The following is a 24,807-nucleotide window of genomic DNA, read 5'->3' on the forward strand; positions in this document are numbered from 1 at the left end:
TTTTTCATTATATCAATAACTATTTACAAAATAAACCAAAGTAAAATGGATAAAATTATTGAATCATATATAGGAAAAGGACTTTATTTATCAGCAGGCGTAAAGCTGGGCCGTTTTTTGGGTGTTTATGGTCAGTATCAGGTTGCGATATTTTTTTATATGCTACTCACTGGAAGAAGAATGAGAATCAATGAAAAGGATAGCAAATATATGTATCAAGAATCTTATAACTTTATTCAAAACCTACCTTCCAGTTTAACTCATTGGATAAAGATATATTTCATCACCATTAATATAAGTTTTATATCTTTTTTTATATCAACAGTAACGGCTTTATGTCATAAATACTCTTATATTTTTAACTGAATTCAACTCAAAATACGCACTAAAATTTGGAGATCAAATTAAGAATAAAAATGGAAAATGTAATGGGTAAATCTGCTATTGAGTATTTTTTTGGAGATGAATATGCACAGAGTAATTCCTCTTATTGTTATTATCTCTTAATCAGTTTATTATCTTTCGCTATTGGAATAGTATTTCTTACATATGATAAATATATCTTGCCGTTTTTTAATTAAGAATTTTTTAGAAGAACACGTAGCCAGGAAGGCTATAGGTAACTATGGATTTGAGAAAACTGCGGAATTTACTGTAGATTTTTTTATAGGAAATTAACTATGAGCATATTAGATTTGATAATGACAATATGTCTTTTCTTATCTCTTTTATTTTTGGTTATATCAATAGCCATTTATAAAATAAATCAAAAAAAGATGGATAAAATTATTGAATTATATATAGAAGAAGGATTTTATTTACCAACAGGCATAACAATACAACGCTTCGGAAGGATGCGTGATCAGTTTCAAGTCATTATGTTCTTCTACAGGCTGTTAACTGGAAAAAAAATCATCCTGATAGCAAATATATGCACCAAGAATCTTATGATTTTATTCAAAATCTACCCTCCAGCTTAACTCATTGGATAAAAATATATATCATTACCACTTATATAGGTGTAGCATTTTCTCTCATATCAACAATAATAACCTTAATTCAAAAACATTATTCATTGTGCTAAACCTATACCCTATGGATTTCAAGATGCATCGCGGCGGCAAGGGAGCGAATCCCCGGGAGCATAGATAACGATGTGACCGGGGTGAGTGAGTGCAGCCAACAAAGAGGCAACTTGAAAGATAACGGGTATATTTAAGAGTTTTAATAAACATCAAATATCAGTTCCAGTTTTTCACGGCTAACAACCCGCTATCATTAGCAATAGGGAAGATTTATCTAATAGTTTAATAAAGTTTACCGGCTGATAATTGACATTCTGAATAACAGCCAGACCATGATTGAATTGCAACACCGTAATTTGATTTTCATCTCCATTCTGATATCGGTTATCAACAGAATTTAGAGTATGAGCGATCCTCATTTTCCATACAGAAAAAACTATTAATTGATCAGCATTAACAGGTAAAAATAAGCGGAATCTATCACAAACTCTTTTAAGGTGTCAGGCCATAAAAATGGTATACTCCTTCCCCTAAATCCCATTTAAACATTATCTACGAGTGTCCGTGGTGGATCAAAAACAACAATATAATCTGAACAAATTACAGAAGCGTTTACGCCGTGATGTCGGTCAAGCAATCGCTGATTTCAATATGATTGAGGAAGGCGATCGTATTATGGTCTGCCTTTCTGGTGGTAAAGACAGCTATACCCTGCTATCTATCCTGCAAAATCTGCAAAAAAGTGCTCCGGTTAATTTTTCACTTGTTGCAGTTAATCTGGATCAGAAACAACCCGGCTTTCCTGAGCATATCCTTCCCGCTTATCTGGGTGAACTGGGTGTCGAATATAAAATTGTCGAAGAAAACACTTATGGCATAGTGAAAGAAAAAATACCCGAAGGTAAAACAACCTGTTCACTCTGTTCCCGTCTGCGCCGTGGCATTTTATATCGTACAGCCACTGAGTTGGGCGCAACGAAAATTGCATTAGGCCATCACCGTGATGATATTTTGCAAACCCTATTTCTCAACATGTTTTATGGCGGCAAACTAAAAGGTATGCCACCAAAGTTGATGAGTGATGATGGTAAACATATTGTCATTCGCCCTCTCGCTTATTGTCGCGAGAAAGATATTGAGCGCTATGCAACCGCCAAAGCATTCCCGATCATTCCTTGTAATCTCTGTGGTTCGCAACCCAATCTGCAACGCCAGGTTATCAAGGATATGTTACGGGAATGGGATAAGCGTTATCCGGGCAGAATTGAAACCATGTTTCGTGCAGTGCAAAATGTTGTTCCGTCACATCTCAGCGATTTTAATCTGTTTGATTTTAAGAGTATCACTCACGGCAGCGAGGTGATTGATGGTGGTGATCTCGCCTTTGACCGCGAGGAATTACCCATGCAACCCGTTGTTGATATAGAAGATCAACCCAATTATCAATCAGAACGGTTGGATATTATTGAAGTCAAATAGTTATTCTTACTACCTATACCCTATGGATTTCAAGATGGATCGCGACGGCAAGGGAGAGAATCCCCGGGAGCATGGCAAACGATGTGACCGGGGTGAGCGAGCGCAGCCAACAAAGAGGCAACTTGAAGGATAACGGGTATATCCCAATAGGACTATTGGAGTAGGCTCTTAATCACACCGCTCTGGATATACTTCAGAGCGTTAATTTCTGCTTCTCTTTCACTTTCGCCTCGATTTTTTTATTTTCCTAAAACAACAAATGAAAAATAAAAAAAGCCGATATTATAAAATAATATCGGCACAAGAATGGGCAATTATTCTGTATAAAGACTTATGTGAGAAAAACTACAATTACGGAGAACAACGTTCATCGCTTAACGTTGTTTTCACCTGCGAGAGCTATCATGCCTCAATGATGTCTGGTGAATATTGATATATCTCAAATTAAGAATCAATTTTGGTAACACTTTATCGCAGTTATGTTTTATCTCTCCAAATAACTCTTTAATCCTCACAACCATTTACTTTTCTTTAACCACCACGCAACAAATAAAACCAACCCGAATAACAATAAGCAAAAGATAGCAAAACCTAAATAATATTCATTGCCAGGAATACCACCAAGGTTGACACCAAATAATCCGGTCAGGAATGTTGTCGGTAAAAAAATCATAGCAAGTAATGACATAGTATAAGTACGCCGATTCATCGCATCCGCCATCATCGATGTAATTTCATCTGAAATAATTGCCGTGCGAGCAATACAACCATCCAAATCATCCAATTCTCTTCCCAAGCGATCAGATATTTCCTGCATTCGGTAACGATCTTCATCACTCATCCAAAGTAATTTTTCACTCGCAAGCCGGGCAAATACATCTCTCTGAGGTGCCATATAACGACGCAGAATAATCAATTGTTTACGCAACAAAGCTAACCCACCCCGCCCAGGTATCCGTTGCTCAAGAATCATATTCTCAAGCTCAATCAGATTGTCATGAAGATCTTCAATAAAATTACCCACTTCATCGGTTATTGCATCAACCATTTCAACCAACCAATGCCCGGTCGTTTTCGCACCTATACCATTTTGTAAATCACTCAGTACCTGTTCAAGCGAATGAACTTTACGATGGCGACTGGAAATGATGATCTGAGAATTAATATAAATACGAAATACCACTAATTGATCAGGGCGTTCACTCTCACTGTTATTAATTGTTCGAAATGTAATCATCGTACCATCGCCGGTACGCATTATTTTCGGCCTAAGACTCTCTCCAGCCAACCCCGCTTTAACCGTTTCTGGTAACAAATCAGTGTCCATTAGCCAGCGGTAGCTCTTGGGGTTACGGTAATCCAAATGTTGCCAAAAAGGTTGAACTGGTGTGGCTACTCCATTCATGTCAATTGGTGTCATGCCGCCTTGACCATCAAACTGACAAGCATAGACTGCATCAGCCTCTTTCAATGATGAGCCATAAATGGTTTCCACATCCAGCTCCTTACCCTTAGTGTTTAATTATGTACATAGTATGACTATATGCCACGTCTTCCGGATTGGTGATCGGGTATCCTTTTAACCAAGGTTTTATTAACCTGCCGTTAGTGTACTGATAAATCGGTGCAATAGGTGCCTGTTCAGCAATCATTTGCTCCGCTTTGTTATAGTCATCGTTTCTTAAGCCATCATCTGTTCGCAAACTAGCAGATTGTAGTAGTTTGTCGTAATTTGCCTGATGGAATTTAGCAATATTGCCACTATGCGTTGAAGTTAGCAGGCTTAGAAATGTCGAGGGCTCGTTATAATCACCCACCCAAGATGCACGAATAACATCAAAATTGCCTGTGTTACGGCTATCAATATACGTTTTCCATTCCTGATTCACCAAATTCACTTGTACACCCAACTTTTTCTTCCACATAGAAGCAATCGCAATCGCAATTTTTTGGTGATTTTCGGAATTATTATAGAGTAGAGAAAGTTTCAGTGGATTGTTCGGACCGTAACCCGCCGCGTGTAACAAAACTTTAGCCTGTTGGTCCAATTCTGCTTGCGTATGTTGTTCCATGTCACTGATCACAGGATGGAAACCCGCGGTCACATCCGGCGTAAAATGCCAGGCAGGTTTCTCCCCTGTCGCCAAGACTTTTTCCGCAATAATTTTACGGTCAATGGTCATAGAAAGCGCTTTACGCACTCTGGCATCATTCGTTGGTGCACGTTGGGTGTTAAAAGCGTAATAATAGGTCCCCAACTGATCCGGCGTATAGACTTGCCCAGATAATTCATGCTGCAATTTTTTATACATATTTTTCGGGAAGGACTCGGTGATATCCAAATCATCCGCCAGATAGCGTTTAGTCGCGTGCGATTCTTGATTAATGGGTACGAATGTGACTTTGGTCAGGACGGTTTTTTTATGATCCCAGTAATAAGGGTTTGATGTCAGAACGATTTTCTCATTAACAATTCTATCATGTAATTCGAAAGCCCCATTCCCCACCAAATGACCAACCTTTATCCACTCTTTCCCATATTTTTCAACTATTTTCTTATTGACCGGATAGAGACTGAAATTCGCCGTCAGGTTGGGAAAATAAGGCACAGGCCGGTTTAACGTCACCTTTAATGTGTGCTTGTCAATGGCTTCAACACCCAGTTTTGCTGGTAGCAGTTTACCGTCAATAATTTCCTGAGCATTTTCAATACCCGCTAGTGCGGCAAACCAAGCAAAAGATGACGTATTAGCCGGAGTGACCAACCGCTGCCAACTATATACAAAATCTGTCGCGGTAACGGGTTCGCCGTTTGACCAACGGGCATCAGAACGCAGGGTAAAAAACCAAGTTTTGTTGTCTGCTGTTTTCCACGCTATTGCTACACCGGGAATCGCATTGCTATACGCATCCTGATTCACCAGCCCTTCAAACAGATCACGCTGAACTTGCGCCTCGGTCAAACCCACGGCATTAATCGGGTCTAAGGATGCCGGTTCGTCTTTTAGGTGACGAACCAGTTCCTGTTTGTCATTAAGCTGAGTGCCAGAAGGAACTTCCGCAGCAAAAGCAGAAACGGTGATAAGAGAACTATTGATAAGTAGTGCACAAGAAATCAAATTGAAATAGCGCATAAGGTAATAATCTGCCCTGTTATAAAATAGATATCCCATTACTAAATTATAAGCCATTGTCAGAATGACACAATCAGACAATTTTACTCTCACAAGCACTATTTTTGATGGGCAAGAGCCGAATATTCTTCTACACTGGGCAATCGTGGTTCATTTATCAGAGGAAGAAAACTATGACACAAACAGTAAAATTTCAAGGCAATGATATCTCCGTAAGCGGCCAGTTCCCAAAATCAGGGGAAAAAGCGCAAGATTTTACTCTGACAGCCAAAGATCTCTCCGATGTCTCTCTTAGCCACTATGCCGGAAAGCGTAAAGTGCTGAATATTTTCCCAAGTATCGATACCGGTGTTTGTGCGGCATCAGTACGCAAATTTAATCAGGTAGCGAGTGATTTGGAAAATACCGTCGTACTGTGCATTTCTGCCGACCTGCCTTTTGCTCAGTCCCGTTTCTGTGGTGCGGAAGGGTTATCAAATGTCGTCACGCTGTCTACCCTGCGTGGCGGTACTTTCAGTGAAGATTATGGCGTTGCCATCAGCGGTAGTCCTCTGAGTGGTCTCACAGCCCGTGCAGTCATTGTGCTTGATGAAAGCGATAATGTGATTTATAGCCAACTGGTTGATGAAATCACTAATGAGCCAGATTACGATAGCGCACTGGCCGCACTGAAATAAATCCCATGATTTATGCCCACTTCCGGTGGGCATTATTTTATTCGTCACCATCCGGCTCATATTCGGTAGCATGCTTCCTGCTACTCAGACCGTATTCTCTCAATTTATTGGCAATCGCAGTATGCGATACCCCAAGACGTTTAGCCAGTTTACGCGTGCTGGGATAGTGCCGATAAAGACGCGTTAACACCGAACGTTCAAAACGTTTACTGATTTCATCCAGAGAACCATTGAACACATCTTCACTAAAAGAAACCTCTGTTTCAAACTCTGGCAGTTGTATATCCCGCGGCGTCAACTCCATATTTTCAAGCTGAGTCAGCGCCCGATAGATGGCATTTTGTAACTGCCTTACGTTACCGGGCCAACTGTAACTCGTCAGAAAGTGGGAAAGTTCAGGGGACAATTTCGGTTTCGGTACTCCCTGTTCTTCAGAAAAACGCTCAATAAAATACTCCACCAGCGGCATAATATCTGTTTTACGATCACGCAACGACGGGAGCGTAATCGCCAACACATTAAGGCGATAATAGAGATCTTCGCGAAATTCCCCTCGTTGCACCAATTCAACCAGATTTTTTTGTGTCGCACAGATAACTCTGACATTCACTTTGACTTCATTTTCTTCCCCTACTCGGCGGAAAGTACCGTCATTAAGAAAACGTAGCAGCTTAATTTGCATCTGTGGCGACATTTCACCAATTTCATCCAGTAAAACCGTGCCACCATTAGCCTGCTCGAAGAAACCTTTCTTTCCTTCAATCGCATTAGGATAAGCGCCAGCAGCATAGCCAAACAGTTCACTTTCTACTACATCATCCGGCATCGATGCGCAGTTCAACCCCAAAAAGGGCTGTTTTCCGCGTAAGCTGTGCAAATGACAGGCTTTTGCCAGAATATCTTTGCCCGTTCCTGTCTCGCCAATCAGCAACAGTGGCGCATCCAGCATCGCCATTTTACGCGCCTGCTCAATAATCTGAGCCATTTTTGGGCTAACAGCGATAATCGCCTTAAACTCACTACCATCATTGACAGTCAGTTTTTTCAGTTGATTCCCTATTCGAGCAGCAGATTTGAGCATAATCACTGTGCCAACACATTGCATTTTCTGCTTTTCATCCATCAGTTGAATAGGCGTAATATCCATCAGGTAGTCCAGACCTTTGAGCGTTATCCTTTCCACACGTTGCTGGATATTTTTATTTTCAAACCAGCGCGAAAAATTATAACCACTGATAAACTGCCCGATAGGTTTTTGATAAGTTTGTTCTTCACTAACACCAAATAGCTTAAACACCGCAGAGTTAGCAAGCTCAATATTTCCTTTCAGATCAACTGAAAAAACAGGCTCAGGCAAGGATTCCAACAGTGCACACATCGCTTTGTGTTCTCTTTCTGAAGGCATAAAAGAGACGGTACGAACATCAATAACACCATTAATCCGGCGAATTTCTGCCATCAATTTACGAAATACATTGAAATCAACTGGTGAAAAATTAAGGTAAATCCGGCCGATTTGAGATATTTCTATCCCTTTTAAATCAATATTCTCTAATACCAGTAGATCGAGCAGTTCACGGGTCAGCCCAATTCGATCATGGCAAACAACTTCTAAGCGCATCTGTTTTGACCTTATTTACATTAATACATATAATTTTTTAAAATACTACTCTCTACAATTATTCATATGAAGCATTCTGTCAGTAAAAATTGACCGGACTCCGGTTTTTTAATGTCGCAAATAACATAGCATTTGAAACTTTCACTAAAATAAACAAATTGTAAGATTGATTATAAAACAAATTAATAAAATAACGTAAAAGATTGTCGTTATCTGGATATTTTGTGCGTTCATATAGAATTAAAGCATATATCATTTAATTAACTATATTCTTAGACTTATTTGGCAGGATATTCTTAAGTTGAGTGATTAGCTGACGACGGAAATCTCCTAATTTAGGTTTATCACCTTCTATCCAAGGTAATGGCCTACATAATTCCATCGCTTTGATACCCAACCGGGCAGTCAGTAAACCGACACCGATCCCTTGAGCGGCTCTAACAGAAAGGCGCGCAGCGATATCCTGCGATAACCAATCCATACCCACTTCCCGCACCACTTCTGAAGCACCAGAAAAAACAATATTCAGCAAAACAAGGCGGAAGAGCCGAATACGACTGAAATATCCCAGTTCAATACCATATAGAGCTGCAATACGATTAATTAGCCGGATATTACGCCAGGCAATAAATGCCATATCGACAATGGCCAGCGGGCTAACTGCTATCATTAATGCTGATTCCGCAGCACAGCGGCTGATTTCAGCCCTGACTTGAGAATCCAAAACAGGTTGAACCCATTTACTGTACAACACCACCACTTCACGATCGTTATGTGTATCATGTAAAGCAGCCCGCCAGCGCTGTAACGCCGGGTTATGCTGTTCGATACCCGCTTGACTTGCCAACTTCTCGCAAAATTCCCGCCCTTTACCCACGCCATGATGTTGCAATAACGCTCTCGCAGTATCACGTTCCTCAGACCGCACTCTTAGCCGATAAAGACGATGCCACTCACTGACAAGAGAACCTATTCCCGCAAAGACAATCATGCTCCCGGCGGCCGCTACACCTAATGCGCTCCAATCCTGTTGCTGCCATGATTGATAAATCCACTGCACAAACTGAGCAACCGTACTCAGCCCCAATAACATCAGAGAACCATATACCATTTTACGCCAGCCACTACGCTTAGGTTTCAGTGCTGCATTAACTATCCCTTCTACCTGACCTTCGCGTTCTTCAGCCTCAAGTTCTGGTGAAGCAGGACAAAAATTCGCTGTCTCTTTTTCATTAAAGATCTGGGCAGGCTTTAAGACCGGCTCTTGTGGCCCCGATAAGGATTCTGCAAAGTCAATTCTTGGCTTCAAAGGCTCCGTCATTTCACTTTATCTCCCACTAAAAATTCCAGCACGGTATCCAACCGGATATGAGGCAATGGTGTATCAACATTTACCGGACAAGGGCTAAACTCCTCGAAAGAGAAACCCTGTTTTTGCCAGAAGTTATCCTCAGGTAAACGCCGTGGCACCTCTCCGGGAAAAAATGTCAGCGGCTTACCATCTGTAAGCCGATATCCTTTCAACGCCGGAATACTTTCACCATTATGTTCAATCATGCCACTTTCTGTCGCCCGTACCGATGCCAGGCCAACACAATCCATGCTGATACCTTCAAAAACCGCATTTTGTCTGGCTTCCTGAACCAATTGCTGGAGTAAAGAAACCAAATTAGCATGCTGATCTGCGGTAACGTGATCGGCCTTACTGGCAGCGAACATTAATTTATCAATACAAGGGGAAAACAGGCGGCGGAAGAGCGTTCGTTTACCATAATGAAAACTTTGCATTAATTGTGCCAGCGCCAAACGCATATCATTAAATGCTTGTGGCCCACTGTTTAATGGCTGTAAACAATCTATCAACACAATCTGCCGATCAAAACGTAGAAAATGCGCTTTATAAAACCCTTTCACCACCGACTGGCAGTAATATTCAAAGCGCTGACGCAGCATACCGATATTCGTGTGTCTATCTGCCTGAGCAAATCGTGACTCAGTGATATGGTTGATATCCGGCCACGGGAAAAATTGTAAAGCCGGAGCGCCCATCATATCGCCGGGCAGAACAAATCTCCCCGGCTGAATAAAATGTAAGCCTTGCTCTTTGCATTTAACCAAATATTCCGTATAGGACTGAGCAATAGTAGCCAACAGATTCTCATCTGCGGGTGCCAGTGGATCGCACTGTTTACAAAGTTCCAACCAAGGTTTTGCCCATTCAGCTCTTTGTCCCTGCAATAAGCTATTCATCTGATGTGACCATGCCAAATAGCTTTGCGCCAACATCGGTAGATCCAACAGCCATTCGCCGGGATAATCCACAATTTCCAGATATAACGTGGCAGTGTCTTTAAAATGGCGCAGCAGAGAATCGCCAGAACGGTAACGAAGTGCCAGACGGATTTCACTGACGCCCCGCGTCGGGGTCGGCCAGGCAGGTGGTGTGCTGTAAAGTGCGGTCAACCCTTCATCATAAGTAAAACGAGGAACGCCCAAATCACGTTGAGGAACCCGTTTTACACCCAACAAGCGACCGTCACGCACAGCAGAAAATAGCGGCAATCGAGCACCGCTATGGAGGTTAAGTAACTGATTAACCAAAGATGTGATAAACGCTGTTTTACCACTACGACTTAATCCTGTTACAGCTAACTGTAAATGGCGATCCATCCCGCGATTAACCAGCGCAGTTAATTCATTTTGTAGCCGTTTCATGTCTCTCCTGCGAGAAGTATTACAACAATTTTTTTGTATCAGCCAAGCCATAGGTAATTTTTGCTATCAAAGCTGCCTGAAACGGCTGCGAACGCTGAACGTTTCTGAGGTGATATAACGCTCCATTTGGCGCAGACGAATCTCTCCCGATTTCAATTGATAGTCGATTTCATTCAGCAAGTTTTGTGCTGAAAAATGGGCCTCTTCGGTATATTCCGAGGGTGCCGGATCAAGGACGAAAACCAGTACAATATAAGCAACAACCACAAAACCAAACAGGCCAAAGAAGAGCGACAATACCGCGATGGCTCGAATTAAACGTACTGGTACATCAAAATAATAGGCCAACCCAGCACAAACACCTTTAATTTTACCCTTTTCGGGTATTCGATACAGTTTCCGGCGGTTACCATTCGACATTATGATTGCCTCCAATCAGGATGTTCCGCATCCAGAATATCTTCCAATGTTTTGATTCGTGCCTGCATATGTTGAACACGCTCTGCCAGACGCTGAATTTCATTCTGATCTAACTGGCTTTGATTGGAATTCCGGCTGTTATAATGCAACCACAACCAGATGGGTAACACAAAAAGTACAAAAATAGTCAGCGGAATGCCAAGAAATATAGAGCCCATCACTTTTCCTTAATGGTGAGTTGAGTGCACCAACATTTAATGTTGTTCTTTATTAGCATTTATTTTAGCCTTCATTGCCGCTAACTGCGCACTGATTTCATCGTCTGCTTTTAATTCAGCAAACTGTTGATCCAACGATTTTTGTTTTCCCATGCCCACGGCTTCTGCTTCCGCTTCCATATGATCGATACGGCGCTCAAATTGTTCGAAGCGAGCCATTGCCTGATCAATTTTACCGCTGTCTAGCTGATGACGAACCTGTCGGGAAGAGGCGGCCGCCTGATGACGCAAAGCCAACGCCTGCTGTCTTGCTCGGGTTTCGCTAAGTTTGTTTTCAAGCTCAACAATCTCCCCTTTCATTCGCTCAAGTGTCTCTTCCAGTATGGTCAATTCATGTTTCAATGTATCCACTAAAGTAGCCACTTTCTGCTTTTCAAGCAGCGCTGCCCGCGCCAAATCCTCTCTCTCTTTATTCAACGCCAGTTCCGCTTTTTCCTGCCAATCGTGCATTTGTTGTTCACCTGCGGTAATGCGGCGAGATAACTGCTTTTTCTCTGCCAGAGCACGGGCGGAAGTTGAGCGAATTTCAACTAAAGTGTCTTCCATCTCCTGAATCATTAGACGAATCATTTTCTGCGGATCTTCCGCTTTATCCAGTAATGAAGAGATATTGGCATTCACGATATCAGCAAAACGAGAAAAAATACTCATAGCAAATTATCCTCTTTGGTTAAGGTTGGTTAATACTATTCATGTCACTTCTATCCTATCAAGAGTCGTGCCAACTTTTTATTTACTCTATTTTCATGAAATATAAATAAATTTTTTTATTTAACTTTTTATCACAACATAATAAAGTGGCTAAAATAACCAATTGTCGGTGAAAATAACCATGAATGACGCCACAGAAAACCTATTGGGTGAAGCAAACAGCTTTCTTGAAATTCTGGAGCAGGTATCCGCGCTGGCAAAATTAAGCAAACCCGTTATCGTGATTGGGGAACGCGGAACCGGCAAGGAGCTGATTGCCCGCCGTTTACATTATTTATCTCCCCGCTGGCAAGGCCCATTTATCTCCCTAAACTGCGCGGCGCTGAATGAAAATTTATTGGATTCAGAGTTATTTGGTCATGAAGCTGGCGCATTTACCGGGGCACAAAAGAGGCATCAAGGAAGATTTGAACGTGCTGATGGAGGAACGCTATTTCTTGATGAATTGGCAACCGCACCAATGCAAGTTCAGGAAAAGCTATTGCGTGTCATTGAATATGGGCATCTTGAACGCGTTGGCGGCAGCCAATCATTACAAGTCGATGCTCGGCTGATATGCGCAACCAATGATAATCTGCCCGCAATGGCAGCTAAGGGGCAATTCCGCGCTGATTTGCTCGATAGGCTGGCTTTCGATGTGGTTAATATCCCACCATTGCGGCAACGGCAGCAGGATATCATGTTGTTAGCGCAACATTTTGCTATTCAGATGTGCCGTGAACTTGATTTACCCCTATTTCCCGGTTTCACTGACCAGGCAAGGCAACAGTTACAGAATTACACGTGGCCCGGTAATATTCGTGAACTGAAAAATGTTGTGGAACGATCGGTTTATCGTCACGGCGAAAATTCTGCTCAACTTGATAATATTATTATTAATCCATTCGCCTCCACACCACATTTTATTGCCAATGTTGATGATAGTCATGATTTATCTCCACAACTTCTGCCTTCATTGCCTGTTAATTTGAAACAGTGGCAACATGACAGCGAACGACAATTAATAGCGTTATCATTAAAAGAGAGCAGATTTAACCAAAGAAAAGCAGCAGAGAAACTACGACTGACCTATTATCAATTACGAGGCTTAATGAAGAAACATGATATCAACGTCGGCGAGAAGTAATCCGAATTACAGATAAAAAAAAGCCAGCACCCGAGCTGGCTAAAAAACACTGGAAGCAATGTGAGCAATGTCGTGCTTTTCCTGAGATAACAAAAGCTGTTTCCCGGAAGAGCGATACAGATGATAATGGTTATCAATACGTTTTGTAAAGCACTTTATTGAGAATTTTTCTCATTATCATTCCCGCAGCGTTTTTTTGGGCTCAAGCGCGAATTGAGATACAATGTGTCAATTCTAATTAATAACAGATGCCCTATATGCGCAGTTTGATTTATTGGATCATATTATCCCTTTCAGCACCGGCTATTGCAGAAACAATAGCTACGCCTGAAAAAAATCCCCACGTTCCGACTGACATTCAGCAACAAGGGTTCATTTATTGTGTTAATGGCAACCTGAACACCTTTAATCCCCAACTGGCTAGCAGCGGTTTAACTGTCGATACACTGGCAGCACAACTCTATGAGCGTCTGCTAGATGTTGACCCTTATACTTATCGCTTACTCCCTGAATTAGCCTCCCATTGGGAAATACTGGATAACGGTGCTACCTACCGTTTTTATTTGCGCCATAATGTCTCATTTCAATCAACAGACTGGTTTACTCCGACCCGTAACATGAATGCTGATGACGTCATTTTCAGCTTTAAGCGTCTGTTTGATAAGCAACACTATTATCACAACGTCAATGGCGGGCATTACCCCTATTTTGACAGCCTCCAACTGGCCGATTCTATTCAAAGTATCCGTAAACTTAATGAATATACGGTGGAATTTCGTTTGAACGAACCAGATGCTTCTTTTCTTTGGCATTTGGCAACCCACTATGCCCCAATACTTTCACAAGAATATGGGCAACAATTGCATCAAATGAATCGCCATGAACAAATTGACTGGAAACCTGTCGGCACAGGCCCATTTATGTTGGAAGATCATCGGACCAGACAATTTATCCGTCTGGTTCGTCATGATAAATACTGGAAAGGCAAACCACAAATGCGCCAGATAGTTATTGACGTCGGTGCCGGCGGCACCGGCAGGATGTCTAAACTTTTAACCGGTGAATGTGATGTATTAGCGTATCCCGCTGCCAGTCAGCTTACTGTTTTACGAGATGATCCTCGCCTGCGTCTAACTTTACGCCCAGGAATGAATATCGCTTATCTGGCTTTCAATACCAGCAAGCCACCGCTTGATAAGCTACAGGTTCGGCAAGCTATTGCTTACGCTATTAATAACCAACGGCTGATGCAATCCATCTATTATGGTACGGCGGAAACCGCCTCATCAATTTTACCTAGAGCATCATGGGCTTATGATAATCAAACTGAAATTACGGAATATAACCCAGAAAAATCCCGTAAAATACTTAATGATCTCGGATTGAATGGCTTGCAATTGAGTTTATGGGTACCTTCCGCCTCTCAATCATATAATCCAAGTCCACTCAAAATGGCAGAACTGATTCAGGCCGATTTAGCCCAAGTTGGTATTACCATGAGCATCAAACCTGTTGAGGGCCGCTTTCAGGAAACCAAACTGATGGATAAATCTCACGATATGACATTATCAGGCTGGTCAACTGACAGTAATGACCCAGACAGTTTTTTCCGTCCACTATTAAGTTGTGCGGCTATCGCTTCACAAACAAATTTCAGCCATTGGTGTGAGCCAACATTTGATAAAATTTTGCGGGAAGCTTTGATTAACCAGCAATTATTATCCCGAATTAAATATTATCATGCGGCTCAACAAGTCCTTGAGCAGCAATTACCTATATTACCATTAGCCTATTCTCTGCATTTACAGGCCTACCGTCATGATATTAAAGGGCTAGTACTCAGTCCATTTGGTAATACCTCTTTCGCTGGCGTTTATCGGGAAAAAGAGACTAACCAAATCAATCAGAAGGGTAGCAAATGATTATTTACACTCTCCGCCGTCTGCTATTGCTGATTATTACCCTGTTTTTCTTGTCACTGATAAGCTTTAGCCTAAGTTACTTTACCCCCAATGCGCCACTCAGCGGGGCATCCCTATTTGATGCTTATATCTTCTATTTCAACAGCTTATTACTATGGGATTTTGGCGTATCCAGCATTAATGGTGAACTTATCAGCGAACAACTACGGGAAGTGTTCCCTGCCACCATGGAGCTCTGTATTCTGGCTTTCTCTACCGCCTTACTCGTCGGCATCCCCCTCGGGATTATTGCGGGAGTATGGCGTAACAAACCCGCGGATACTGTTATCATCTCCATTGCTTTGGTCGGATTTTCCATCCCGATTTTTTGGCTAGCATTATTACTCACGCTATTTTTCTCTCTTTATCTCGGCTGGCTACCTGTCTCCGGGCGCTTTAATCTGCTATATCAGATTGAACCTGTAACAGGTTTCTCATTAATTGATGCCTGGTTATCAAAATCACCCTATCGTAATGAGATGATCATTAGTGCCATACAACACTTGCTGCTGCCCGTTATTACACTCGCCGTTGCACCGACAACCGAAGTTATTCGGTTGATGAGAAACAGTACAGAAGAAGTTTTTGGTGAAAACTATATCAAAGCCGCCGCAACCCGCGGTTTATCAAGGCTGACAATTATCCGTCGTCATGTGTTACACAATGCATTGCCCCCTATCATTCCGAAACTAGGATTACAATTTTCCACCATGCTGACACTGGCAATGATGACAGAACTGGTATTTAACTGGCCGGGGCTTGGTCATTGGTTAGTCAGTGCCATTCGCCAGCAAGATTATTCCGCCATTTCTGCCAGTGTTATGGTGATTGGCACACTGGTGATTTCTGTCAATGTTCTGTCTGATATTATTGGCGCAATGACTAACCCTCTGAAGCATAAGGAATGGTATGCCCTTAGATAATTTTTATCGTGAAAAGAAAATGCCGTCACCGATAAAGGTCATCTGGCGCTTTTTCTATTCTGACATGTTGGCAATGATGGGGTTTTATGGGGTGCTGATTCTGATCGCCCTAAGTCTGTTTGGTGGCTATCTGGCCCCCTATAAGCTCGATCAACAATTTCTTGGTCATCAGTTGCTGCCACCTTCATGGTCATATCACGGTAATATCGCATTTTTTCTAGGTACCGACGATCTTGGACGCGACATTCTCAGCCGATTACTAATAGGTACCGCCTCTACATTCGGTTCAGCGCTGTTAGTCACTTTGGCAGCCGCTTTATGTGGTCTGATTATCGGCTGTCTGGCAGGCATGACACGAGGACTGAAATCCGCGGTGCTCAATCATATTCTCGATACATTACTCTCTATCCCATCACTCTTGTTGGCAATTATTGTCGTCGCCTTTGTGGGTGCCAGTTTGCAGCATGCAATAATCGCTATTTGGTTGGCGCTATTACCACGTATCGTTCGCACAGTTTACAGCGCTGTTCACGATGAGCTAGATAAAGAATATGTTATTGCCGCTCGCCTGGATGGCGCTTCTAATTACCACATTCTATGGTACGCCGTATTACCCAACATTACCGCCGCCTTGGTCAACGAGCTAACACGCGCCATTTCTATCGCCATACTTGATATCGCTTCACTGGGTTTTCTCGATCTTGGTGCCCAACTTCCCTCACCCGAATGGGGGGCCATGTTGGGCGATTCACTGGAGCTAATCTATGTTGCGCCCTGGACCGTTATGTTGCCCGGCGCGGCAATTATGTTCTGTGTCTTGTTAGTCAATTTATTAGGTGATGGATTACACCGAGCAATTAATTCCGGGGTGGAATAATGCCATTACTCGACATTCGCAATCTCACTATTGAATTTATGACTGCCAAAGGGCCGGTTAAAGCGGTTGATCGCGTCAGTATGTCACTGATAGAAGGCGAAATACGCGGTCTGGTTGGTGAATCCGGCTCAGGTAAGAGCTTGATTGCCAAAGCAATAAGCGGAGTCACTAAAGATAATCTCAAAGTGACGGCTGACCGTTTTCGCTTCGATGATATTGACCTGCTCCGTCTGACTCCACGTCAGCGCCGAAAAGTGATCGGCCACAATATCTCAATGATTTTTCAGGAGCCACAATCCTGTCTTGATCCTTCTGAAAATATTGGTCGGCAACTCATTCAAGCTATCCCCTGCTGGACTTACAAAGGCCGTTGGTGGCAACGTTTCAAATGGCGAAAACGCCGGGCTATTGAATTACTCCACCGTGTGGGAATTAAAGATCATAATGACATCATGAGTAGCTTCCCTTGCGAGTTAACGGAGGGAGAGTGCCAAAAGGTCATGATTGCTATCGCATTGGCGAACCAACCACGCCTGCTGATTGCAGATGAACCAACCAATGCGATGGAACCGACCACACAAGCTCAGATTTTCCGTCTGTTAGCACGATTGAATCAGAACAATAACACCACCATTTTACTGATAAGTCATGACTTGCAAATCATGAGCAAATTGGTGGATCGCATTAATGTTCTGTACTGTGGTCAAACGGTCGAAAGCGCCGTTCCCGATGAATTACTGGTAACACCACACCACCCTTACACACAAGCATTAAGCCGCGCTATCCCTGATTTTGGTAGCTCTTTGCCCCATAAAAGCAGGTTAAACACCTTATCAGGCGCTATTCCATCCCTTGAGCATTTACCCATTGGCTGCCGTTTAGGTCCGCGTTGCCCTTATGCGCAAAAAACGTGTATTGAAACACCACGGTTGCGGGTGATTAAAAACCACGCTTTTGCCTGCCACTTTCCACTAAATCTGGAGGAACAGTAATTGGTTAATACTCTGCTAGAAGTTAGGAATTTGGCTAAAACTTTTCGCTATCGAACAGGTTTTTTTCATCGTCAACATCTCAATGCGGTAAAACCCGTTAGCTTTACTTTAAAAACTAAACAGACACTGGCAATTATTGGTGAAAACGGTTCTGGAAAATCAACACTGGCAAAAATGCTTTCAGGCGTCATCGAGCCAACTGCCGGTGAAATCATGATCGAAGGCCATAAACTCACTTACGGTGATTACAGTTATCGCAGCCAACGCATTCGCATGATATTTCAGGACCCAAGTACGTCGCTAAATCCTCGTCAGCGTATTGGGCAAATTCTCGATATTCCCCTTCTGCTTAATACAGCGCTTAATACAATGGAGCGGGAAAAACGGATCAACCAAACATTGCGGCAAGTTGGCCTGTTACCGGACCATGCCAATTATTATCCACATATGTTAGCCTCAGGCCAGAAACAACGGGTAGCACTGGCGCGCGCATTGATATTACAACCTCAGATTATTATTGCTGATGAGGCATTAGCATCACTCGATATGTCTATGCGATCTCAAATCATTAATCTGATGTTGGAATTACAGGAAAAACAAGGTATTTCTTACCTCTATGTCACCCAGCATCTTGGCATGATGAAACATATCAGCGATCAGGTGCTGGTCATGCATCAAGGGGAAGTTGTTGAGCGGGGAAATACAGCAGAAGTGTTGGCTTCTCCTCTGCATGATATGACCCGCCGTCTGATCGCTAGCCATTTTGGTGAAGCACTCACCGCTGATGCCTGGCGGCAGGATATTCCTTAGCATATAGAAAACGATAATCACTGCTCGGAGCAGAACGCAAAATACAGCATATTTCTCTCTAGCATGATAGAATTACTGGGTTTATTAACAATAAAACGTCATATTGATATTATCTCTGTGAGCAATCTTAATCCATGAATATCATTACCGGCGTTATCACACAAGGATACTGTTATGGGTTTTATGACCGGCAAGCGCATTCTGATCACTGGCGTCGCCAGTAAACTCTCCATCGCCTATGGTGTTGCAAAAGCAATGCATGACCAGGGAGCTGAGCTGGCTTTCACTTATCAAAATGACAAGTTGAAACCTCGTGTTGAAGAATTTGCAGCTTCCCTAGATTCTACTATCGTTCTGCCTTGCGATGTAGCTGAAGACCAAAGCATTGAAGTCCTGTTCACCGAGCTGAGCAAAATTTGGCCAAAATTCGATGGTTTTGTTCACTCCATTGGTTTTGCACCTGCTGACCAACTGGATGGTAACTATGTCAGTTCCGTTACCCGCGAAGGTTTTAGAATCGCACACGACATCAGCTCTTACAGCTTTGTTGCTATGGCAAAAACTTGCCGTGAAATGCTGAACCCAAATTCTGCTTTACTGACTCTCACCTACTTGGGAGCAGAGCGCTCAATCCCTAACTATAATGTAATGGGTCTGGCAAAAGCATCTTTGGAAGCTAACGTTCGTTATATGGCTAACGCCATGGGCGCTGAAGGTATTCGTGTTAACGGTATCTCTGCCGGGCCTATCCGTACTTTGGCTGCGTCTGGTATCAAAGATTTCCGTAAGATGCTGGCTCACTGTGAATCCGTTAACCCAATTCGCCGCACTGTAACAACTGAAGATGTTGGTAACGCTGCGGCATTCTTGTGCTCGGATCTGTCCGGCGGTATTACCGGTGAAATCCTGCATGTTGACGGTGGTTTCAGCATTGCCGCAATGAATGAACTAGAATTGAAATAATCTGATTAATAATCAGTAACTTTTAATTCATAAGGCCAAGGCCCGAAAAGCTAGTTTTTCGGGCCTTCTATTATCAATAAAATAATATACCCGTCATCTTTCAAGTTGCCTCTTTGTTGGCTGCATTCACTCACCCTGGTCACATAGTTTGCTATGCTCCCGCGGATTCGCTCCCTTACCGTCGCGATCCATCTTGAAATCTATAAGGTATAGATTAATCACTTCATTAAATCATCACTAATAGGTAAAAATTAATTTTAAATCAAAATATAAAAAAACGATTAGAACGAATTATTAAACCCTTTGTAATTAAAGAGTTAAATGATATTACCTTATAATTGTTTTACCGAAATAAAAAATATCAGCTTGTTTCCTTGCACTAATCAGTAATATGTCCTTTAATATAATCAACAACTTAATTTCATAAAATCGATTATCAGTTCAATATTTTTAGTACAATATTTTATTTTTATTATCATTTTAACCTTTTAGTTTTAATATTATATTTCATGATTTCATACAATTTAATCATATTTATTATTTTAGCAAGGTGCATAAAATGAAAAATGATTTTTTAATTATATCCAATATGTTTAAATCAATTACCAATATAAAATTACCAGAATGCCTGAAAAATTATGATCTATCCCAAGAAATTGCAGCTTCTTGGAATGAATTTAGTGGATCATTATATCGCTGGCCATCCACATTGGAAGATTATGAATATGCATATAATTCCGATGAACAAGATATTGATAGAATTATTAAAAATATACACAAAGCAACAACTTATTTAGGTTCACTTAGCAGTGGATATTTAGGTCATGGTTATATTGCCAGAGTCAATCATGCATTGAAAGAAATTCAATCAGATTTTAGTAAGCTAGACGGTTTCATCTCAAAATTGCCACAACCCTTTGAAATATCTCAAATTGATTTTGAAAGTAAGAAAAACTTCGCAGAAAAAACACATATAAAAATACAACAATTATTAAAAAATATTCCAGATGGCGAAGATAAAAAACAAATATATAAACTCTCTTTATTGATGGAAGAAATCACTTTAAACATACCAGATATTTCATTTAGTCTTAGAAATATAAACAATTCAGTCAATAAACTTAATGGACAAATAAAAGCAATTAATAATATTTACAATGAGTTAGTCGAAAACTTTAATGAAGAAAATAAAAAAGATATTTTCACGAGAAACTATAGGCAATGCATGGTCTATTTTAGTGATTTTACAAATAAATTCAATTTATTTTCCTATGATTACAAATCATTTAACAAAAATAATATATTAATTATCTTATAATCAATATAAGATGAATTTTTGCAACTATCAATAATCGCCATTATTTATTCCATATAATATAATCAGTTGTAAAATATGCTATATACCCGTCATCTTTCAAGTTGCTTCTTTGTTGGCTGCACTCACTCACCCCGGTCACATAGTTATCTATGCTCCCGGGGATTCGTTCCCTTGCCGCCGCAATGCATCTTGAAATCCATAGGGTATATAACACAAAATACGGGGAAGTTTTGGATAAGTAATTCCATCCAAAACTCTCCTTAAATTTCTAGATTAATGCAACCAATCTACTTGAAAATAACGATAAAAAAACTAATAAATCACTTCTATAATAGAGTATAGAAAAGAGTTATTCACGATACAATCACACCACCTTATATCTATTTAATCATTCATTTATTTCCATCTATCGTGGTAGTATATATCAAGGCTATAGCAATGCCTTACTGAGTTCCTTTGTTCTATTATATCGAAAATTTTTAAGGAGCCATACATGAAACTTTATTACCAACCTGGAGCTTGTTCTCTCTCACCTCACATCATACTCCGTGAAGCAGGGCTTGATTTCAGCGTGATTAAAGTTGATCTGAAAACCAAAAAAACGGAGAACGGCGACGATTTTTTCGCAATCAATCCAAAAGGCCAGATACCCACTCTTCTGTTAGATAACAATGAGATCCTCACCGAAGGCTCTGTTATTGTCCAATATATTGCCGACCAGAAACCGGACAAAAAATTAATTGCACCAGCCGGAACGATGGAACGATATCGTCAACTTGAATGGCTTAGCCATATTTCCAGTGAAATTCATAAAGGATTTTCACCTCTGTTTTTTCCAGGAACACCAGAAAATTATCGTCCTGTTGCGATTAATAATCTACTGAGAAAATTCAAGTACATAGATGAAGTATTAGCAAAACAGCCATACATTGCCGGGGAGCATTTTACTGTTGCTGACGCTTACTTATTCACTCTCAGTAATTGGGCACCTTTAGTGCAATTGGATCTATCTGATCGGGTTCATCTTAAAGCTTATCAAGAGAGGATTGCAGAACGTCCAAATGTTCGTGATGCACTGAAAGCGGAAGGGTTAATTTGATTTACAGATAAAAGAACCGTTCCACACAATATCAGTGGAACGGTTAAATATCTTTACCCGTCATCTTTCAAGATGCATCTTGAAATCCATTGGGTATTAATCTAACTGTATTGCCCAAAATTTATGATTAGGTGCCACCATTCTGTCCTGAGCAGCCACAATCTGTAATTCGTATTCGCCCATCTCTTTGGTTGTTACCATCACTTCATAAACCGCAGCAGCGACATGTTCGAGGGCGGTTTGTAAAGACTCACCTTTTAATAGATTAACCAATAACAAGCCGCTGGTTAAATCACCAACACCCACTGGCTGCCGTTCGCCAAAGTCCACCAAAGGCCGACTCACATGCCAGCTATGTTCTTTAGTCACTAATAGCATTTCAAAACGATCAGTCCGATAACCCGCGCGACTAAGGTGTTTAACCAGTACAATATCCGGCCCTTTATCACATAGTGTCCGAGCAGCCATAACAGCCTGTTCTACATTAGTCACTTTCTGCATACTGAGTGTTTCAAGCTCCAGCAAATTTGGCGCAATGATATCACTTACAGGAAGTGCATCTTTACACAAAAATTCAGCTACCCCAGGCACAACAATACAACCTTTTTCTGGGTGCCCCATAACGGGATCACAGAAATACCAAGCATCGGGATTCACCGCTTTTACCCGTTTTACTATGTCGATAATATGGCCCCCTTGCTCCGCTGAACCGATATATCCACTCAGTACTGCATGACAAGATTTGAGCTGTTCAATTTCTTCAATGCCCTGAACGATTTCAGTAAGATGGTTAGCCGGCATAACACACCCTTTCCATTGAGCATATTGGGTGTGATTTGAAAACTGTACTGTGTTCAACGGCCATACGTTTACCCCCATCCGACGCATAGGGAATTCCGCAGCGCTGTTACCAGCGTGACCAAAAACAACATGAGATTGAATTGAAAGAATATTTTTCACAATGACGGCCTATATTTTTATTTTGGTTTCTATTTATAAGATTAAAGTCACAGTAAGAATATACCCGTCATCTTTCAAGTTGCCTCTTTGTTGACTGCACTCACTCACCCCGGTCACATAGTTTTCTATGCTCCCGGGGATTCGCTCCCTTGCCGCCGCGATGCATCTTGAAATCAATAGGGTATGTAAGAAAATGGGCAACATTATTGTTGCCCCATCATACCCGTTATCCTTCAAGTTGCCTCTTTATTAGATCCACGCCCTTGCTGTCGCGATGCATCTTGAAATCTATAGGGTATATATGCAACCTTGGTTATTTCCAGCAGATCAAACAATCGTGTTTTTTACCACGACGCAGCAGGGTGTAACGATCAAACAGACGGTTACTGTCAATAAACAGATATTCAGGTTCAGATTGTTTTTCACCATTAATTGCAACAGCGTTGGAACTGATCATCGTACGCGCCTGACCACGAGAAGGTACCAACCCGGCATTAACCAAAGCTTGTTGCAAATCTGCACCTTTTTCCAACTCAATTACCGGCATACCATCCTGTGCCAATTGAGCAAAATCCGCTTCGGTCAAATCAGCAGCAGCGCCAGAGAATAAACTTTCTGTAATCCGTTTAGCGGCTGCTAACCCCTCTTCACCATGCACCATACCGGTGACTTGTTCTGCCAACACGTACTGAGCACGAGGAGCTTTACCGCTATTTTTATCCTCTTCTTCCAAAGCATCAATATCTTCAAGATTCATAAAAGTAAAGAATTTCAGGAAGCGATAAACATCAGCATCCGCAGTGTTAATCCAGAATTGATAGAATTTGTATGGACTGGTTTTCTTCGGATCTAACCAAACAGCGCCACCTTCTGTCTTACCAAATTTAGTGCCATCAGATTTCGTGATCAGTGGAACGGTCATGCCAAATACTTGTTTCTGGGTGATACGACGAGTTAAATCAATACCAGAAGTAATATTCCCCCACTGGTCAGAACCACCAATCTGTAACTCAACACCATGGACTTCATTCAGGCGAGCAAAGTCATAGGATTGCAGGAGATTGTAAGAAAATTCAGTGAAAGAGATACCCACATCATCACGGTTCAAACGCTGTTTAACCGCCTCTTTATTAATCATTTGATTAACTGAGAAATGTTTGCCGATATCACGCAGGAAAGCCAGAACATCCATGTTGCCAAACCAATCATAATTATTGGCTGTTTTAGCGCTATTTTCGCCACAATCAAAATCGAGGAAAGGTGAAACCTGTCTACGAATTTTCTCCACCCACTCTTTAACGGTAGCTTCAGTATTCAATTTACGTTCAGTGGCTTTAAAACTTGGATCACCAATCAGCCCCGTAGCTCCACCAACTAACGCCACGGGTTTATGCCCGGCTAGCTGGAATCGTTTTAAACACAGCAAGGGAACCAGATGCCCCAAATGCAAGCTGTCAGCGGTCGGATCGAAACCACAATAGAGGGAGACAGGGCCCTGCGCCAGTCTCTCCGCTAACGCATTCTCATCCGTCACCTGGGCAATGAGGCCCCGCTCTTGCAGTTGTTTTATCAGGTTATTGCTAGACATTAATGACTCCATCAATTTGTGTATTTTGTCTGTTGTATATACCCGTCATCTTTCAAGTTGCCTCTTTGTTGGCTACACTCACTCACCCCGGTCACATCGTTATCTATGCTCCCGGGGATTCGCTCCCTTG

General features: G+C 41.7%; 25 protein-coding genes. 13 read left to right on the forward strand and 12 right to left on the reverse strand.

Features of this window, described 5'->3' with window-relative positions:
* The 3 genes from AACQ38_RS05290 to ttcA all read left to right on the forward strand — a co-directional run.
* Positions 1-366 (forward strand): hypothetical protein (locus AACQ38_RS05290; protein WP_165577656.1); only part of this gene is annotated, 366 nt, incomplete at its 5' end.
* 314 nt (positions 367-680) lie between these two features.
* Positions 681-980: a hypothetical protein gene (locus tag AACQ38_RS05295; protein WP_242685525.1), complete on the forward strand. Its 300-nt coding sequence runs from the start codon at positions 681-683 to the stop codon at positions 978-980.
* Between the two features lie 603 nt (positions 981-1,583).
* The gene (gene ttcA, locus AACQ38_RS05300) at positions 1,584-2,504 is read left to right on the forward strand and encodes a tRNA 2-thiocytidine(32) synthetase TtcA (RefSeq protein ID WP_011146797.1); all 921 of its coding nucleotides are present in this window, start codon (positions 1,584-1,586) and stop codon (positions 2,502-2,504) included.
* A gap of 511 nt (positions 2,505-3,015) precedes the next feature.
* Here ttcA and zntB read toward each other — a convergent pair.
* Both zntB and AACQ38_RS05310 read right to left on the reverse strand, forming a co-directional pair.
* The gene (gene zntB, locus AACQ38_RS05305; protein WP_109791611.1) at positions 3,016-3,999 is read right to left on the reverse strand and encodes a zinc transporter ZntB; all 984 of its coding nucleotides are present in this window, start codon (positions 3,997-3,999) and stop codon (positions 3,016-3,018) included.
* 16 nt (positions 4,000-4,015) lie between these two features.
* Entirely contained in the window at positions 4,016-5,638 is a 1,623-nt protein-coding gene (locus tag AACQ38_RS05310; RefSeq protein ID WP_165577618.1) for a peptide ABC transporter substrate-binding protein, read from the reverse strand.
* A gap of 173 nt (positions 5,639-5,811) precedes the next feature.
* Here AACQ38_RS05310 and tpx point away from each other — a divergent pair, with 173 nt between their 5' ends.
* Complete coding sequence (tpx, locus tag AACQ38_RS05315; RefSeq protein ID WP_011146801.1) at positions 5,812-6,315, forward strand: thiol peroxidase; 504 nt, start codon at positions 5,812-5,814, stop codon at positions 6,313-6,315.
* A gap of 37 nt (positions 6,316-6,352) precedes the next feature.
* Here the strand turns inward: tpx and tyrR are convergent, their stop codons facing one another.
* The 6 genes from tyrR to pspA all read right to left on the reverse strand — a co-directional run bounded on the left by tyrR (position 6,353) and on the right by pspA (position 12,000).
* On the reverse strand, positions 6,353-7,936 hold the full coding sequence (gene tyrR, locus AACQ38_RS05320; RefSeq protein WP_011146802.1) for a transcriptional regulator TyrR: 1,584 nt from the start codon (positions 7,934-7,936) through the stop codon (positions 6,353-6,355).
* 256 nt (positions 7,937-8,192) lie between these two features.
* Positions 8,193-9,257, reverse strand: coding sequence for a YcjF family protein (locus tag AACQ38_RS05325; RefSeq protein WP_165577619.1), 1,065 nt, complete (start codon positions 9,255-9,257; stop codon positions 8,193-8,195).
* Positions 9,254-10,651: a YcjX family protein gene (locus AACQ38_RS05330; protein ID WP_165577620.1), complete on the reverse strand. Its 1,398-nt coding sequence runs from the start codon at positions 10,649-10,651 to the stop codon at positions 9,254-9,256. The genes AACQ38_RS05325 and AACQ38_RS05330 overlap by 4 nt, the downstream gene beginning before the upstream one ends.
* A 66-nt stretch (positions 10,652-10,717) precedes the next feature.
* Complete coding sequence (gene pspC / locus AACQ38_RS05335) at positions 10,718-11,071, reverse strand: envelope stress response membrane protein PspC (protein WP_011146805.1); 354 nt, start codon at positions 11,069-11,071, stop codon at positions 10,718-10,720.
* Positions 11,071-11,289 (reverse strand): envelope stress response membrane protein PspB, encoded by a 219-nt coding sequence (gene pspB / locus AACQ38_RS05340; protein ID WP_011146806.1) that lies wholly within the window; start codon positions 11,287-11,289, stop codon positions 11,071-11,073. Before pspB ends, pspC begins: the two co-directional genes overlap by 1 nt.
* Before the next feature lie 36 nt (positions 11,290-11,325).
* Positions 11,326-12,000 carry a phage shock protein PspA gene (gene pspA / locus AACQ38_RS05345; RefSeq protein WP_011146807.1) on the reverse strand — a complete coding sequence of 225 codons (675 nt, stop codon included), beginning with the start codon at positions 11,998-12,000 and terminating at the stop codon, positions 11,326-11,328.
* Positions 12,001-12,181: 181 nt separating this feature from the next.
* Between pspA and pspF the strand changes: the two genes are divergently transcribed.
* From pspF to AACQ38_RS05385, 8 genes are all read left to right on the forward strand, one after another.
* Positions 12,182-13,186, forward strand: a complete 1,005-nt coding sequence (gene pspF, locus AACQ38_RS05350; protein WP_011146808.1) for a phage shock protein operon transcriptional activator — start codon at positions 12,182-12,184, stop codon at positions 13,184-13,186.
* A 257-nt stretch (positions 13,187-13,443) separates the two neighbouring features.
* Complete coding sequence (sapA, locus tag AACQ38_RS05355) at positions 13,444-15,108, forward strand: ABC transporter substrate-binding protein SapA (RefSeq protein WP_165577621.1); 1,665 nt, start codon at positions 13,444-13,446, stop codon at positions 15,106-15,108.
* The gene (gene sapB / locus AACQ38_RS05360; RefSeq protein ID WP_011146810.1) at positions 15,105-16,070 is read left to right on the forward strand and encodes a putrescine export ABC transporter permease SapB; all 966 of its coding nucleotides are present in this window, start codon (positions 15,105-15,107) and stop codon (positions 16,068-16,070) included. Before sapA ends, sapB begins: the two co-directional genes overlap by 4 nt.
* Entirely contained in the window at positions 16,057-16,947 is an 891-nt protein-coding gene (sapC, locus tag AACQ38_RS05365) for a putrescine export ABC transporter permease SapC (RefSeq protein ID WP_011146811.1), read from the forward strand. Before sapB ends, sapC begins: the two co-directional genes overlap by 14 nt.
* Complete coding sequence (gene sapD / locus AACQ38_RS05370) at positions 16,947-17,939, forward strand: putrescine export ABC transporter ATP-binding protein SapD (RefSeq protein ID WP_011146812.1); 993 nt, start codon at positions 16,947-16,949, stop codon at positions 17,937-17,939. The genes sapC and sapD overlap by 1 nt, the downstream gene beginning before the upstream one ends.
* Positions 17,940-18,749 (forward strand): putrescine export ABC transporter ATP-binding protein SapF, encoded by an 810-nt coding sequence (sapF, locus tag AACQ38_RS05375; protein ID WP_058588573.1) that lies wholly within the window; start codon positions 17,940-17,942, stop codon positions 18,747-18,749.
* Between the two features lie 174 nt (positions 18,750-18,923).
* Positions 18,924-19,712 (forward strand): enoyl-ACP reductase FabI, encoded by a 789-nt coding sequence (fabI, locus tag AACQ38_RS05380; protein WP_058588574.1) that lies wholly within the window; start codon positions 18,924-18,926, stop codon positions 19,710-19,712.
* Positions 19,713-20,271: 559 nt separating this feature from the next.
* Positions 20,272-21,030 (forward strand): hypothetical protein, encoded by a 759-nt coding sequence (locus AACQ38_RS05385; protein WP_011146815.1) that lies wholly within the window; start codon positions 20,272-20,274, stop codon positions 21,028-21,030.
* Positions 21,031-21,070: 40 nt separating this feature from the next.
* Here AACQ38_RS05385 and AACQ38_RS05390 read toward each other — a convergent pair whose 3' ends face one another.
* Positions 21,071-21,244, reverse strand: a complete 174-nt coding sequence (locus AACQ38_RS05390) for a hypothetical protein (protein ID WP_162265273.1) — start codon at positions 21,242-21,244, stop codon at positions 21,071-21,073.
* A gap of 279 nt (positions 21,245-21,523) precedes the next feature.
* On the opposite strand from AACQ38_RS05390, the gene gstA reads away from it, so the two are divergent.
* Positions 21,524-22,129, forward strand: coding sequence for a glutathione transferase GstA (gene gstA / locus AACQ38_RS05395; protein WP_113025450.1), 606 nt, complete (start codon positions 21,524-21,526; stop codon positions 22,127-22,129).
* Positions 22,130-22,225: 96 nt separating this feature from the next.
* On the opposite strand, the gene pdxY is transcribed toward gstA, so the two are convergent.
* From pdxY to tyrS, 3 genes are all read right to left on the reverse strand, one after another.
* Positions 22,226-23,089: a pyridoxal kinase PdxY gene (pdxY, locus tag AACQ38_RS05400; RefSeq protein ID WP_011146817.1), complete on the reverse strand. Its 864-nt coding sequence runs from the start codon at positions 23,087-23,089 to the stop codon at positions 22,226-22,228.
* Positions 23,090-23,122: 33 nt separating this feature from the next.
* On the reverse strand, positions 23,123-23,326 hold the full coding sequence (locus tag AACQ38_RS05405; RefSeq protein ID WP_207631790.1) for a hypothetical protein: 204 nt from the start codon (positions 23,324-23,326) through the stop codon (positions 23,123-23,125).
* A 76-nt stretch (positions 23,327-23,402) separates the two neighbouring features.
* Positions 23,403-24,677, reverse strand: coding sequence for a tyrosine--tRNA ligase (gene tyrS, locus AACQ38_RS05410; protein ID WP_165577623.1), 1,275 nt, complete (start codon positions 24,675-24,677; stop codon positions 23,403-23,405).
* Positions 24,678-24,807: the final 130 nt, after the last annotated feature.

Origin of the sequence: Photorhabdus sp. RW14-46 (assembly GCF_963887965.1) — a bacterium.
GTDB lineage: Bacteria > Pseudomonadota > Gammaproteobacteria > Enterobacterales > Enterobacteriaceae > Photorhabdus > Photorhabdus laumondii.